The following is a 16733-nucleotide window of genomic DNA, read 5'->3' on the forward strand; positions in this document are numbered from 1 at the left end:
TAGCAGCCGATTTTTTTATTGGAGAAGCAACACTTTCATAAAACCAACTCCTCTTTTATAGCATGGGAACGATTGCGTAAAAAATAAGAATCTGATTGTTAAGGAAAATCTAAAAAAAAGTCTACCTTACAAAGACAAAATATTTACTTATTAAATCCAAGCCCATTTCATAAAAAATAGCCGTACGCTGCTAAATCTCAAACAATAAACCAATTACATAATCATCAATATCAATTTAAAATTTAACGACAAAAAAACCAATTATGAAAAAAATCTATTTATTAATACTTTGCTGTCTCTCCCTGAGCGGAATCATAAAAGCCCAGGTACTATCAGAAAGCTTTGAAGAAGCCGGTTGGGTAGTAGGCGGAACGGATGTTGGAGGAACCGTAGCAGGAGCAATTCCTACCAGTAGCAGTGCCGCAAATACAAGCTGGTTATATAGTGCTATATCTGTTTGCAGTAATACAGGCACAGTAACCACACTAGCAAGAAGTGGAAAGGCCGTTCAGGTTCGAACCACGGGTTCAAGTTATATCGTAACTCCAATCATCAAAGGTGGTGTGGCTAGTATCACAGTTTGGGTAATGCCTACTTCAGCTACTACAAGGTTCAATATAGGTATTGCTACTAGTACCAATACTACGGGGGTTGGGCAATTATCCAACTCTTACTCAAACACAGCAGGGTCAGGTAGTACCGTTTCAGGAATATGGTCAATATCTTATTTTAGCGTGGGAGTAAATTTAACTTCCGGTGTTTGGCAACAATTGAGCGTTACTGCTAATGTAGCGGCAACAGATGATGCTCTTGTGAAATTCCAACGTGTATCTGCAGGATCAGTTGGAATTGACGATATTCTTATTTCAGGTGGTGGTCCTTCAGCTCCTGTAGTAACTACTACAGCTCCGTCTTCAATAGGCAGCACTACTGCTACCAGTGGTGGTGATGTTACTTCTGACGGAGGAAGTGCTGTATTAAAAAAAGGTGTTTGCTGGAGTACATCAGCAAACCCTAAAGCATATGCACCCGATACCACAGTAAATGGTTCGGGTACAGGTTCATTTGTCAGTTCAATTACAGGATTAACAGCGGGTACTTTGTACCATGTAAGAGCCTATGCAATCAATGCAATCGACACAGCTTATGGAGCTGACCTGACTTTCACTACAACTATTCCAACTACAGATTTTTATAATGTAGCAGGCACTGATATTACAATACCGGGGAACTGGGGCACTAACACAAACGGCTCTGGCACACCTGCTGCAAATTTTACTGCTAACGGACAAGTATTTCACTTGTTAAATACAGGTGGAACAATGTCAGGCCCTCTGACCATAACCGGAACAGCCTCTAAATTAATTATTGAAAATACTTTTGTTGCCACACAAACCTTGAATGCTACAACTGATGTTGCAGCAGCTGGTATCTTAACGATTAAAACTGCCACTAACCCTACTTTCGGAACAATTAATACTGCAAGTACAGTAAATTTTGATGGAGCAGGAACAACAGCCAGCGCTACTAACTTTGGTAACCTTGGTTTATTAAATGGTGGTGTTTTGCCAGTAGGTAGTGTAGGTGTTTTTGGAACATTCAATCCCGGATCAACTTCTTCTGCAGTTGCCGGAAATAATTTTTCGTTTAACGGTACATCCGCTCAAACTATCCCAGCATTCACTTTTGATAGTTTGATCGTTAATAACACTGCCGGAACTTCTATAAGTGGAAGTAGTTCTGTTGTTGCAGCCAATAAGGGAATCAGTATTTTGCAAAATCTTACAATACCTGCCGGAGACACGTTGAGACCAAAAGGTAGCAATGGAGTTTCTTATACAGTTGCTGCTTCAAAAGCCTTGGTAGTTAACGGAGCTTTAGACAATCAATCTACAGGTACAGTTACTATGACCGGTACTATCACTGTTAACAGTGGCGGTGCTTACATAATGAATGCTCCGGTTGGAAATTCTGCCGGTTTTATCCCTACAGGTACTTACAATGCTGGGTCAGATATCATTGTATTACAAGGTGCTGCCAGAATCCCTGCTACTATTGGTGGTAATGTAACCTGGAGCAGTACAGGAGCCGGTTCTTACTTAAATGGTAATACTACCATTGGAGGTAATATGACAGTGACCAATGGGCAGATAAATCATGGTTCAGGTGGTACAGGAAGATCATTGACCATTTCAGGTAACTTAACTGTTTCAGGTGGTAGATATGATGTATTAGGTACTCCCGGAAGTGGTGCTACCAACCAAACACTTACTGTAAATGGTAATGTAAATGTAACCGGTGGCCGTTTATATGCATCAGCAGGTAATACTGGTACTGGTACTGGTACAATCAATATTAAAGGTAATCTTGTACATACCAGCGGTTCTTTTGGAGATTCTAATATTGTTAACACAACCGGTTTGATTGTATTTAACGGTACATCTAACCAAAACATATCTTCAATAGGATTATCTGATACAACTTCTGTAACAATAAATAATGCTGCAGGTGTAACCTTATTAACTGATTTTGGACCAATTGGCGGTACGCTTACATTTACCAATGGATTGATCCATACAGGTGCAAATAAACTAATATTAGACAGCATGGCGACTACAACGGGAGCAGGTGCTGGTAAATATGTGCATGGTAATGAAAGGAAATATTTCAAAACAGGTAGTGCTATCAGCAAAACTTTTGAAATTGGTGATGCTACAAATTATACTCCAGTAGATCTAACTTTTGCCAGTATCACTGGTGGAGGTAGTATTACCGCCAGTACAACAGCGGGAGATCATCCACTGGTTGCTATCTCTCAACTGGATGGTAATTTATCTGTGAACAGATACTGGACATTAACCAATGGAGGAATTACATTTACAACTTATGACGCTGTCTTCAATTTCATAGCATCAGATGTAGATGCAGGAGCAAGCACCAGTTCATTCATAATTGGAGAATACGGTCTGGGTGGCTGGACTTATCCAACTGTAGGAACACTTACTCCAACAAGTTCACAGTTAACAGGAAATACAGGATTTAGTGATTTTGCTATTGCAGAAGTCAATGCACTCCTTCCTATTAAATTAGAGTTCATTAATGGAATAAAATCTGCGGCAGGTAACGCACTTAACTGGAAAGTTAATTGTACATCTACAAGTATTACAATGCAAATTGAAAGATCGGCTAATGGTACTAATTTCACTACGGTAAACTCTATCACCGCCACTCAATCCCGTTGCAGCCAGCCATTTGATTTTATGGATGCACAGCCGCTTGCCGGCACTAATTATTATCGTTTGAAGATGATCGATATAGACGGCAGAATTTCTTATTCTTCAATAATTGCCATTTTGAATAAAGCAAAAGGAACAGAGATTACAGGTCTGTACCCTTCAATTATCAAAAATGATGCAACGCTTAGCTTGGTAACTGCTAAAGCTGCCAGTATGAATACGATCATTACTGATATGACTGGTAAACTTATTAAAGCTGCAACTCAGAAAATTGCTGAAGGAAGTAGCTTAATAAAAGTTGATTGTGCTGGTCTTCCAAATGGAGTATATAACCTTACAGGTATTATTGATGGAAAGGTGATCAAAACCATTCGCTTCATTAAACTATAATATGATTTAAGTTCTTAAAACCCTGAATACCTCCAATAAGTCCCGATTGCTTCTGCAGTCGGGATTTTTTATACAAGAATGATAATAAAAATATTAAAGCCGGATATTGAAGCTAATTGCTTCAAAAGTATAGTCTCATATTCTTTAAAAAGCGTTTTTCTCGCTATTAAACATGCCATTCATACCTATGAAAGGCAATATCAGTAAGATTATACAAAATCTTTAAAATCATTTTTGGAATTCTACCATCTTATTGTAAATTTGCACTCCCAAATCAATCTGGGCAAATGATTGGGTTATGGTGTAACGGTAGCACTACAGATTTTGATTCTGTCTGTCTAGGTTCGAATCCTGGTAACCCAACAACAAAAAAAAGCAATCGTTTTACGATTGCTTTTTTTGTTGTTGGTAGAATATTCTATCTACCATCCAGAAAAAGATAAACGGGAATGGTGTTAGTAGTTTTGTAAATACCAGATAATCTCTGGTAAAATTAATTGCTGCCTCAGGACTAATGGTTGCCAAATGGAAATGTCCCAATCCTAAGATGATAAGTTTTGACAGAAAATACCCTCCCCATAGTAAGAGATATACAAGCAGAAATATTCTAAACATTTTACCAGTAACAGAATACTTCATCACCACTATTCCTGTTATCGGTAAAAAAACCGTTCGTATGATTACAAATAAAGCATGATACTTGTGTAAAAAATAAGTTGCTTTCAACCAATCAAGTACAAATACTGTGACTGTCATTAAAAGCATCAATAAAAAAAAAGTACTAAATTTTTTCACGATTAAACCCTTTTCTTGTAAATAATATCCAGCAACAAAATATTACTAAATAAAGAAGTATCGTGAAGATGTACTTATGGTTAAGTTCAAACATCGGATTGTGATAACGATACACCCAATAAAGTAATGTACACCTGATAATGTTTGCAATATTTATAACAATAACCCCGCCAATAGAGAAAGCCATTTTTCTGCGCCATGTGTAATATGGCAACAATAAAATAATTGACAAATAAATAACCATCAGATCCAGCGCATTACAACCATCAGCTATATATAAAATGATTCTTTTATTTTCCATTATTGGTATTGCCCTTTCCTGAATAGGGAACTCTCCTACTGTTACCGTTGGAGTAACCCTCAAAATATCATTGATAGAAAACACCGTAGCATGAGCTGTGATCTTTGTTAAAAAATGATCCGGAATATTTGCAGGTAGTAGCACTAAATTGTATAGCAGTTGCCATGCTATTATAAATACAACCACCTTTATAAAAAAAGATTTTATTTCCTTATTCAGGCTAACATCATCTCCAAAAAAATTAAAATTTTCAGGCATATTTTATTTTAAAGATAAAATAAAAATACACCTCTCGGTTAAGAGAGGTGTATTAAATTTAGTAAGATGAGCCTATTAGCTATTGTCTGACACCGCCTGAACCATCATCGCCTTCTTCGCATTCCTGCGTTTGATCACCCATACACCCAGACCGACACCTACTGCAAGCAAGCCAATACTCATCCACTGAGTCAATGGCACTGCTGGTGGACGGTAGTCCGGATTACCTCCGGGGTTATCATCCGGGTTCTGAGCAAATAATACTACAGGCATCATGAACACTATCAGCATCACCAGCATCGGGTATAACCGGCTCGTGAACTTTGATAACGATGTCTTTAAATGTGCACTCATCTTTGATATTTTTTTTATTTCTTAATTTGTTTGTTTGAGTCAACTAATTGTATTCTCTGGTTGCCCTATTAGTTCACTACTATTCTTTCGATCAGCTTAGCACCATTTGGTCTGGTGATCTCTAATTGATACAGCCCTTTACTTACAACCGTCGGCAAAGATACAACTTGTGTGCTATTTCCGCCATTATGCGTAAAGTTTGTTGTCATCAGTTCCTGACCAACACTGCTGATCAGACGGATACCATAGCGACCTTTATCCTGGTTGTTCAACTGCAGGCTAACCTGGTTGTTCGTGATAACTGTTGAAGACAATTCGATCGATGATTTAACTGTCCCCATTACCACTCTTACCACTGTTGTGTATTTAACTACTCCTGACAGATCTACTGTCTTGATCCTGTAGTAGTTAGTTCCTGCAACAGGGTTGGCATCAGTAAGGCTGTAAGTAGCTGATCCGCCATTGTTGGCTGAAGCACTTACTACTCCTACCTGTGTAAAGTTAACGCCGTCGGTTGAGTGTTCTACTGCGTATTCTTTAACACCGCTTTCTACCGCTACTTTCCAATCTATCTGCATTGCAGTATTTTTTTGCTGTGCATTTAAGTTGGTAATAGTTACCGGTGTTGGTGTGCTGAACACGATACGGAACCTGTCGGTGAACGATGCTGCCACTGCAGGGTCTGCGTTGAACACTACGGATGAAGTAGCTGACAGGTTGAATGGTGTTGTCGTATTTAAGTATTTATCTTCTAACACCGCTGTAGCTCCATTATCCAAACCACTTGGCGTGAACTCTAATTTATACGCCTGTTTCTTAAGGTTTGTCATTCTGTAAGGAATAACATCTCCGCTTACGATCAGTTTGCGTTGTTCTGCACTTAATACCGTGGTGCCTCTTACCATACCGATACCATCACCAAAGCCTTGTACTTTAATATTGTCTTTGTTGTCGATATCATTTGAATAAGAATCATCGAAGCCTACGATATTACCATCGGCTAAGTTGAACGTGTTATTAGGTGCCGCTGCATACAGGTTGGTTTCAAGATATGGTATCGCTGCTGTTGGTGATACCGGTCTGAAGCCGCTGCCACCTACATTGCTGCCGCTTGTTTTACAAGCTTCGGTCAGCTGGATCGTTCCGTCTGAACCTGATGCATGTACCATGAAGCCCAAACCTGATTGTATCTTAGAACTTGGGGTAGTGCCATAGCTGCCTCCGCCCGGTACAGGTTTCCAAGGTATTGGTGTATTGGCACTGAAGGTTTGATAACCACCCAAACCATATGAACCGTATAACTGTGGATCCCACAGGTAGAAGGCATTGTCTGCACCGCCACCTCTGTTGAGTAATGTAAAGTCTATTTCTGATGGTAAGATATTACCTACAAGACCATTGGTGCCTGCAGGAATAGTTACTGTCGGATAAGGGGCAGTGTACAACGGACCTTTCACTCTCAACACTGTTTGTGTCGGTGCCGTGATCACTCCTGCTGTATCAACGCCTCTGTCGCCTCTTACATATAACATCCATGCATCCGCCGCTGTACCTCTTGATACTTTGGTGGTTAACAGGCTGCCTGTAAAGCCACTCCAGCTGGATCCTGTATATTGTAACAAGGAGTTACCAAATGTCTGTGCATCAAAACCGTTCGCTACTGCATTAGCAGTGCTGGCTGTGATACGGGTACCAAAGCCCGGGTTAGGATCGGCTGTGTAGGTAGTCGCTCCTTCCTGCCATGACTGACGGATCGTTTGACCTGCAGTAGTTACCGGCACTGCCAGTAATCTCCAGCCTCTGTACGTATTCTGACGGATATAACGTTCTGCAGTCACATTTGCTGTTCCTGATAAAGTTCCCGTTATCTGACCGATAGAACCTGTTCCGGTTGCGTCTGATTTAATTAACACCGCATTGTCGTGGAAGTTAATGCTTCCTGAACCGCTGGCGGTTAATCTTACACCTGGGGCTATGATGAACGTATCTACCGTATTGGTGAAATCTAAAGAACCCGTAACATCTAAGTTAGAGGTTAATCTAACCTTACCTGAACCGTTTGCGATCGTTACTGCTCCGCTTGCAGGAGGAACAATACCACACTGCCAGTTGCCTGGTTTAGTATAGTCGTTATCGATAGCTCCGGTGAAAGTATAGCCAGTACATAATGCAAATGAAGCACTAATTGTATGGTTACTTGAAAGGTTAGTAAATGTGTAAGAACTAACTGCTCCTACAGAAACACCATCAACCAATACATCTTGTACTATGTAATTAGCAGCAGGCGTAATTGTATATGTTTGATTGCTTCCTTTAGCAACATTTGCTTCTCCACTAGGAGAGATACTTCCGTTTGAACCTGCTGAAGCAGTAATTGATTTGGTCATCAAATAGCTGCTGGCATTTCTCAATACCAATAGACCATTAGTTGTTAAGTTTTCGTTTGCAGCTGACAAAGCAATCAACATATACTTACTCAAACTATTAGTGCCCGCAGTATTCAATTCCATGATAGATACTGCATTTGCAGTATTTAGATAGTTGTTAGCCAACACTTTTTGACCAGTAGTAGTAGGATTATCCACCCATCTGATATTACCCGTTGGAGCTGATGCATTGGCCATAGTAACACTATTGCCACTGAAAGTCGCACCTGCAAATACCGGGTGAGTTAAATATGTTGGATTCACCGTTACAGAGACACTAGTACCTGCAGTTCCATTATTAGGAGAACCTGCTGGCCAACCACTATTACCATACATGTGAGCCTTTGTATTCAGGATAGGTATCTGTCCTATATAAGTTCCTAATCTTTGAGCAGAAAGTGTACCACTTGGAACACTTTCGTGTAACACGATCAGATCAGGATTAGTTGCTACAATAGCATCTGTATAGGCAGCAGTATTATTAATTCCTCCACTAGCCGTAGTAGTTTGATATACCGTAACATCATAATAGTTTATCAACTGGTTGTAAAGCTGATTGGTTGGAGATGCAGTAGCTGTCATATATGCAACTCTTTTCGCATTAGGATCTTTTACTGTGATCGTTCCTGTAGCAGTAACTAAAGCAGGAGAAGCTCCGGAAACTCCGTTGATAGTTACCGTATAACTGTATACAGCAGGGTAACTAACTTGTGCTGCTGGAGTTCCACTAATAGTAAGTACTCCATTGCTATATGAGCCAGAAACACCTGTTGGTAATCCGGTTACAGGAGAACTAGCTACACCGCCAGTTACAGCATATGTTATATTTGTCATTGCAACACCTGCTTTTACTATTTGAGTAGTAGTAGCGGCAGCAGAACTCAACGCAATTGTTGGACCTGCTTTACCAGTTACACTAACTGTTTTATTAGTAGCACCCGTGCTGGTAAAAGTAATAGTAGCATTATCAGAGCCGGTTGCATTTAACGCTGTGGGGTTATAACGTACATACAATGTTCCGCTTGCACTACCCGCAGTTTGCGTAAAGGTTTTACTTGTTCCAAAGCTTGTATTATCTGTGCTTATCTCAAACGGAGCCGAAACAGATACACTAATATTTGTATTTAAATTAGCTCCCGTTACAGTAGCTATATTCTGTGAAATGGAAGTTGTCCAACCTGTTACACTAAAGTTAAGTGTAGCTGAAGATGACAATGTAATGGTTGGTATAGTTCCTGTACCACTTACAGCAATATTCACATTAGTTGCATCAGTACTTGACGCTACAATATTATCAGAATAAGCATTTGCAACCGTTGGCGCAAATCTCACATAAATAGTTGTATTACCGACATTACCACTGGTTTGAGTTAAAGTTACTGAACTACCAAAACCACTGCCTGATGATGTAGAAACTTCAAATCCGGCAGGAGCAGTTACATGAATATCATCAGTTAAACTTGAGCCAGATACAACAAACGAACGTTCGGCAGAAGTCGAATTGATATTTACATTACCGAATGAACCACTAAAGCCACTTTGGTCTATTGCAATAGTAGGTACAAGTGGCGCTTCAATTACTATAGCACCTGATACGTTACTTATTACTGCAGGTGAACAACCTCCGCTTACCACACAGTAGTAATACAATGTACCAACTGTAGTAGTTGGTGGAGTATAAGTATTAGATGTTCCAACAAATGTACCACCGGTTGTTGAAGCTACAGTATTTTTATACCATTGATAGGTTGTAGCATTAGTAGCTGTAACACTTAATGAAGCAGCAGTAGCACCTGCTGTGTAAGTTGCACCTGATAAGCTTTCTGCTGTAATTGCAGGAGCCGATGATACGATGATAGAACCATTAGCCTGAGATGCAGCACCACAAGAACCAGTGGATGTTACCGTATAATTGTAAGTACCCGGAACAGTAGGTGTACCACTGATCGTATATACTCCACTACTATATGATCCACTAACCCCCGTTGGTAATCCGGAAGCACTGGCACCTGTTACAACACTGTTACCAGTGTAAACAATATTTGTAATAGCCGTATTTACACAAACAGTTTGTGCGTCTGTACCCACAGCAGAAGTACGTGATATTGATTGATCAGGATTAACAGTCAATTGAACTGCATTTGAAGCTGAAGTACAACCATCTGTTGGTGTTGCCACACAATAGAAATAATATGTACCCGCTGTTGCAGTAGAAGGTGAATAAGAAGCACTCGTAGCACCTCCTATAATTGTACCACCTGTATTAGTTTTTGTTGTATTAGAATACCATTGATAAGTAGTCCCTGCACCTGTTGCAACCACAGTACCTAAGGTAGGTGTTGCATTTTTACAAACTACCTGATTGTCGGTAGGTTGCGTAGTAAATGTAGGACCTGTACATGGGTAAACTAAGATTGAAGTAACATTTAAGTTACCTGAGAAAACAATGCTATAATATTTACCAGCCTGCATTATTGTACTAGGGGTAATCGTTATTGCCCCACAAGTACCGGCGGTTGGATTAGCAATAGTACCAGTAGCAGATGCACTAAAACTTGTATATCCGCTAGCTAAAGTTGCAGAACTTGTCATACTACTGAAGGTTCTATTTGCACCAGATCCAGTTCCTCGTACAACAATAGAACTAGCATTAATTGCAGGACTGAAAACGAATAAACTGCTTCCTGTTGGTGCAGATACTGCATACCCATCGCAGGATGCTGAGCCAAATGTTATAGTACCTGCTCCAGTTGCTTTATAATAAGTTCCTACGTTCGTTTTTTGGTACCCAATTGGAGCAGATGTAGCCGTAGCTGTTACAAATTCAAAAACCAAAGGACCTTGATTTACTGTAATAGCACCTGAAACATTACTTGTCGCTGCTGGTGAGCAAGTTCCTGAAACAACACAATAATAGTAAAGTATTCCTATTGTTGCAGTTGATGGTGTATATGAACTTGAAGTAGCGCCGCCTATTAATGTTCCTCCAGAATTAGAAGCACTTGTATTGCTATACCATTGGTAAGAAATACCTGTACCGGCTGCCGTAACTGTTAAAGCAGTAGCTGTTAGATTTTGATCATAAGAAACATTCGCACTACTTGGATTAACAGAGATACTAGGTGCATTATTTACTGTACCTGTAACTGCTAATCTTGCAGCTGATTTACAACCAGTTGTTGTATTTCTGATTTCAGCATGATAAGTAGTTGTAGAAGATATACTTGGTGAATAAGTTACTCCGGTAAATAAAGATGTACCACCACTTGCAGCCGCAAACCAATCTACTGCAAAACCTGCTCCTGGATCAGTAACAGAGAAATCAACTGTTCCTGTTCCGCAACGACTGTTACTGGATGCTCCTGTTGCATTCGAAGGCAATGGATTAACAGTTATAGTAACAGCATTAGAAGTAGAAGATGTACAAGTTGCTACAGAAGCGATCACACGATAATAAGTAGTTTGAGTTAATGCTCCAGGCGTATAAGTTGTGGTTGTTGCACCACCAATATTACTGAATCCGCTATTTGCATCTGTTGTAGAAACCTGCCATTGAATGGTACCCACTGTTGCGCTGATACTCAATTGAGCAGGTGTAGCACCAGAACAGATCGCCTGACTGGATGAAACAGTTCCTGCAGATGGAGCTGCATTTACAGTAATTGTACCATTTGCAGTAGCTTGTATACAAGTCCCTGTAGTGGTTACTGTATAATTGAATGTGCCCGATTGTGTAGGCGTACCAGAAATGGTAAACACTCCGGCATTATATGTTCCGGTTACACCTGAAGGTAAACCTGTTACTCCTGCACCTGATACTGCAGCATTACCTGTATAAACGATATCTGTAATTGCAGTATTGATACATACGGTTTGAGTAGCAGAACCAGATGTTAAAGATATTTGCTGACTAGGATCAACAGTTACAGTAATAGGATCTGAATTTACTGATGAACAAGCACCACTGGTAACAACTGCACGGTAATAAGTAGTTTGTGTTAAAGCTGCAGGACTGTAAGTAGAAGCTGTAGCACCACCAATATTACTGAATCCGCTGTTAGCATCAGTGGTAGATACCTGCCATTGAATTGTTCCAACACTTGTACCAATACTTAATTGTGTAGGTGTAGCTCCGGAACAAATATTTTGATTTGCCGAAACTGTTCCTGCAACTGACAATGGAGTAACTGTAACCAGTACACTTGATGAATTAGCAGTTCCACAATCACTTGTAATTACTGCCCTGAAATAAGTAGAACTGGTTAAAGCCCCGATGGTTGCTCCTGTTAAGGTAGCGCTTGCATTACTAATATCATGAACATCTCCTGCAAAATTATCTGAAGAATACTGCCACTTAACTACTGATACTGTTCCTAAACCTGTGTACCCGTTAACAGTAAGATTTGAAGATGGTGCAGAACCTGTACATACAGATTGAGCTCCGGATGCGGTACCGCCTACTGTATTAGTTACGGTTATTAAACCCGAAACATTCGTTGCAAGAGAACTGGTGCTTCCTCCTCCACAATCATTGGTTATTACACAATAATAATATAATTGACTTGGAACGTCTGTTGGAGGAGTATACGTATCAAATGTTTCTCCACTTAAGATAGTACCACCTGTATTAGAAGCAGTGGTATTTTTATACCATTGATAACTTATCGAAGTTCCTGTAGCTTCTACAAATAATGAACCAAGCACCCCGCCCACACAAATGCTTTGTGTAGAACTTACCGGATGTGTGTTAATAGTTGGTGCAGTACAAGGTAACAATTCACCCACTTCAAAATCACTGAAGCTGGTTAAACCAGTGGCAGTAATGGTAGTACCTGTTACTGAACTTGTAGTAGCAGCCCAACTTGACGCTGTATATTTTTTAACTTTATAATTAGCTACTGTTCCTGTATTAGTTGTATTAGTAAAGTCGAATTTGGCACTATAAGAAGTAAAAGTACCGGCACCTGATTTATCAACAGTCCAATAATGATCCACTTTTTTAGTTGGATCAACTCCTGAACCACTTGTAGGGTTACCTGCAGTTACACTTGCTGTAAGATCAACAGCACCTGAAACACCATTAACAGTCAATGTTGAAGGCGCATATACAGTAGTACCTATTTCAAATACAGTAGCTGTTGCATCAACAGCTGTTTTCTGCAATTTACCTACAACATGCCCACTTGTACGTGATACACTTCCTGCAGAAGTAATAATCACTTTATTAGCACCCGTTGTTAAGTTACCAGTAGTGAAAGTTAATACACCGTTCACAGTAAGGTCACTACCAATAGTAACACCTGCTGCATTATTTATGGTTAATCCGGCAACTGTAGCAGGTAAACCATCGCCTGCGGCCTGAGCTGCCGCACCTGAATAAACATATTTTGCACCGGTGTTGTAATTACGTGTGGTGGTTTGTATTGGTCCGTTCGCAGAAGAAGCAGTTATACCACTAAGACTTGCAATTCTAAGCGTTGCTCCTGATAGAATATTCACCGTACCTGCACCTGTAATAGTTTGTGAAGCCGATCTGCTGAAATCACCATTTACACCAATATTAAGTATACCCCCACTGGCAACAGCAATTGTTGTAGTACCAGCTGCTGTACCTGTATTACTAGATCCATTCGGATAAAAATCCTGAACTGTCAATGTACCTGTAGTCCCCACATTAATTGCTGCAGTAAAAGTTGCCACAGTATTTAACATCAGGTAACCTTTCAATAAAGTTCTATCATTTGCATCTGTAGGACTTCCTGCTTCAAAGGTAAGTGTCCCGTTAATATTCATTGTATAATTTTGGCTAACCAAATTGCCAGAATTACTATTCAAATAGATTGAAGCCCATTTCGCAATTGTTAACGTTTTTCCTGCATTTATTGTTAGGGTATTATTTGCTGCTGTTGGATACAAAGCCGATGCATTACCACCATTTCCTGATCCATGATAACGAACTTTAAGATCACGATTAATAACCAATATTCCATTATTACCACTTTGAATTAATTTAGACACATCCATTGCTCCTCCTGTACCGGTAATAGTTGTAGTTCCTGTATTAGAACAAGTAATAGAAATTCCATCTGCAGAGTTATCTTCCAAGCCATTACCTATTGTACCACCGGTTGTAACTTCGATGGTTGTACCAGCTACTGTAATTGTCTGTATAGAGTTTACCGCAGTTCCGGTTTTTAAAATCCCATTGGTAACATGCAAATCTTTACAAGTTCCTGATGCGCCTACGGTTACTGTAAACCCTCCCACTATCCATACATTATCTGATGCAGTTGGTGCTGCAGCAGCTGTTGTATTCCAACCTGAACCATCCCATTTTTTCCAGGTTGCAGCAGTAGCCCAAGTACTTGAAGCTACACTACCAAAATCTCCTACTGCGTATGGTGATACCACAATAGCACCCGAGATAGCACTCTTAACACTTGGCGTACATGTACCAGATACAACACAATAGTAATAAGTTGTTCCTGCACTTGCAGTTGACGGCGTATAGCTGTTACTGTTAGCTCCTCCTATTGAAACATCATCTCCTGCGGTGTTGTTTGAATTATCTGTACTGCTATACCATTGATAGGTCAAGCCTGCGCCAGTTGCAGTCACTGTTAATGCTGATGCAGTACCTCCAACAGAATAACTAGCTCCTGCTGTTGATTGGCTGGATATTGCCGGTAAACCATTAATTGTAATTTGTACAGCAGCAGACGGCGTAGTACATATACCACTTGTAGCAACACAATAATAATAGTATGTACCAGCTGTTGAAGATGATGGAGTAAATGTAGCTGTACTACCTCCATTTGCACTTCCTACAGATGTTCCTCCTGTATTTGTTTTAGTGGTATTTGAATACCATTGATAGGTTGGTGATTGATCTGCCACTACAGTACCCAATGTTAAAGAACCTCCTACACACTCTGATTGATTATCGGTGGGTTGTGTAGAAAATGCTGGTGGTGTACATGCAGGAACCTGAACATCAATTTTACCTGAAACATTACTTGTAACACTTGTTGGAGAACAAGAGCCTGAAACTACACAGTAAAAATAAGTATAATCTGCAGTTGCAGTAGATGGAGTGAATGAAGCTGTTTGTCCTCCTGTTCCATCTACACCTTCAACAACAGTTGTTCCTCCCGAATTTGAATTGGTATGACCATTTTTATACCATTGATAGGTAAGCCCCGTACCAGTTGCAGTAACTGTCAATGCGGTAGCAGTTGCCCCCACAGCATAATTGGCGTCTGTTGGTGATGGTTGGCCAGTAATTGCCGTTGCTGCGTTAACAGTGATCTGTACAGCACTGGATGCAGTTGCACAACTGCCATTTGTTGCCACACAATAATAATAATATGTACCAGCTGTTGCAGAAGAAGGAGTAAAAGTAGCAGTACTACCACCATTACCACTTCCAACTGTTGTTCCGCCTGAATTTGTTTTAGTTGTATTCGAATACCATTGATAAGTTGGTGATTGATCTGCCACTACAGTACCCAATGTTAAAGAACCTCCTACACACTCTGATTGATTATCGGTAGGTTGTGTAGAAAATGTAGGGTTTGTACAAGTAGATGCAGTTGTTCCTGTAACTACCACTGATTTAGTTACAAAGTAGGCGCTAGTTCCAGAAGAAGAAACCCTATATGGATATATCCTTACAAATATTTTTGAACCAGCCGCAACCGAAATATTTAGAGATGTATAATTATATTGAGTCGCATATGTATTAGACGATGAACCTGATGTCAATGCAGTACCTAACGCTGTTCCACTTGATGTTGTAAAACCTGAGTTATCAGTCCCTACATAGTAATATGCATTACCCCTGGCATTAGTTGACCCTCTATTACCTATAAAAAACGATATCGCACTTACATTCATAGAAAATCCTGCATTGGGATTAACTACAAACTCCATATATCGACCTGCTACTACGGCTCCATCATTTAACCAAGAACCATCTGTACCACCATTTTTCGGACTACAACGTTGCCCATCTCCAGCTACGTTATTGGTACCTGTATAAGGACTAGAAGCCGGGATAAAAAGTGTACTACTCATTACCTGACTTGCAGCAGTCACATTAGCGGCAGCTGCACCTGCTTTAGCCACTGTTTGATCAGCAGTCAATGCCCAGGTAGCCGTAAATTGTCCATAGGCCAGATTATCGCTAAACAATAAACTTCCCAATATTACCCAAAAGGTAAATAGTGATTTTTTAAACATAGAACTTTGTTTTTGAATTTTGGGTAGGATTTCAGAAACGGAAATTTTCGCAATCGAAGGCGTAAATATTTTTTTCATAATGGCAATTTTTGGCGTTTGCGCCCAACTGTTAGACAAATGTTAAAATCGTTAAAATACAAGCTCAATAAGGCTTTCTAAGGGGATTGGCAAGGAATTCTCTAGGTATCGAATCGTTTAATGTGTACTTCTCAGCCACATTGCGAACGTCAAGTTAGAACAATCCATTAAAATTTTGATGTTGAAACAGGCATTTATTTACGCAATCGTTTGCGTTAAATTCTACAAAAGGCTTATTTATATATATGTATTTTTTACACTGTCAATAAGTTACGTTGACGTATAATGCAACCTTTACAAAACAAAAAATGCACCTCTCGGTTAAGAGAGGTGCATTAAATTTAGTAAGATGAGCTTATTAGCTATTGTCTGACACTGCCTGAACCATCATCGCCTTCTTTGCATTCCTGCGTTTGATCACCCATACACCCAGACCGACACCTACTGCAAGCAGGCCAATACTCATCCACTGAGTCAATGGCACTGCTGGTGGACGGTAGTCCGGATTACCTCCGGGGTTATCATCCGGGTTCTGAGCAAATAATACTACAGGCATCATGAACACTATCAGCATCACCAGCATCGGGTATAACCGGCTCGTGAACTTTGATAACGATGTCTTTAAATGTGCACTCATCTTTGATATTTTTTTTA

Annotated in this window: 6 protein-coding genes and 1 tRNA gene; 2 read left to right on the plus strand and 5 right to left on the minus strand. The window is 40.0% G+C overall.

The features are described from left to right. The first annotated feature begins 263 nt into the window (after positions 1-263). The gene (locus LK994_RS00230; protein WP_229760864.1) at positions 264-3626 is read left to right on the plus strand and encodes a T9SS type A sorting domain-containing protein; all 3363 of its coding nucleotides are present in this window, start codon (positions 264-266) and stop codon (positions 3624-3626) included. A gap of 292 nt (positions 3627-3918) precedes the next feature. Beyond that, a tRNA-Gln gene (locus LK994_RS00235) sits at positions 3919-3989 on the plus strand. 21 nt (positions 3990-4010) lie between these two features. On the opposite strand, the gene LK994_RS00240 is transcribed toward LK994_RS00235, so the two are convergent. The 5 genes from LK994_RS00240 to LK994_RS00260 all read right to left on the minus strand — a co-directional run bounded on the left by LK994_RS00240 (position 4011) and on the right by LK994_RS00260 (position 16716). After that, positions 4011-4382: a hypothetical protein gene (locus LK994_RS00240; RefSeq protein ID WP_229760865.1), complete on the minus strand. Its 372-nt coding sequence runs from the start codon at positions 4380-4382 to the stop codon at positions 4011-4013. A 25-nt stretch (positions 4383-4407) separates the two neighbouring features. Further along, positions 4408-4980 (minus strand): exosortase/archaeosortase family protein, encoded by a 573-nt coding sequence (locus LK994_RS00245; protein WP_229760866.1) that lies wholly within the window; start codon positions 4978-4980, stop codon positions 4408-4410. 75 nt (positions 4981-5055) lie between these two features. Beyond that, positions 5056-5271 (minus strand): hypothetical protein, encoded by a 216-nt coding sequence (locus tag LK994_RS00250; protein WP_229760867.1) that lies wholly within the window; start codon positions 5269-5271, stop codon positions 5056-5058. Between the two features lie 131 nt (positions 5272-5402). Next, the gene (locus LK994_RS00255; RefSeq protein WP_229760868.1) at positions 5403-16079 is read right to left on the minus strand and encodes a beta strand repeat-containing protein; all 10677 of its coding nucleotides are present in this window, start codon (positions 16077-16079) and stop codon (positions 5403-5405) included. Between the two features lie 358 nt (positions 16080-16437). Next, positions 16438-16716, minus strand: coding sequence for a hypothetical protein (locus tag LK994_RS00260; RefSeq protein ID WP_229760869.1), 279 nt, complete (start codon positions 16714-16716; stop codon positions 16438-16440). Between the last annotated feature and the right edge of the window lie 17 nt (positions 16717-16733).

Origin of the sequence: Ferruginibacter lapsinanis (assembly GCF_020783315.1) — a bacterium.
Lineage (GTDB): Bacteria > Bacteroidota > Bacteroidia > Chitinophagales > Chitinophagaceae > Ferruginibacter > Ferruginibacter lapsinanis.

Excerpts from the sequence above, each read along its gene's own strand:
- LK994_RS00230 (WP_229760864.1), top strand. The coding sequence starts at position 264 with ATGAAAAAAATCTATTTATTAATACTTTGCTGTCTCTCCCTGAGCGGA.
- LK994_RS00240 (WP_229760865.1), bottom strand. The coding sequence starts at position 4,382 with ATGACAGTCACAGTATTTGTACTTGATTGGTTGAAAGCAACTTATTTT.
- LK994_RS00245 (WP_229760866.1), bottom strand. The coding sequence starts at position 4,980 with ATGCCTGAAAATTTTAATTTTTTTGGAGATGATGTTAGCCTGAATAAG.
- LK994_RS00250 (WP_229760867.1), bottom strand. The coding sequence starts at position 5,271 with ATGCTGATAGTGTTCATGATGCCTGTAGTATTATTTGCTCAGAACCCG.
- LK994_RS00255 (WP_229760868.1), bottom strand. The coding sequence starts at position 16,079 with ATGAAAAAAATATTTACGCCTTCGATTGCGAAAATTTCCGTTTCTGAA.
- LK994_RS00260 (WP_229760869.1), bottom strand. The coding sequence starts at position 16,716 with ATGAGTGCACATTTAAAGACATCGTTATCAAAGTTCACGAGCCGGTTA.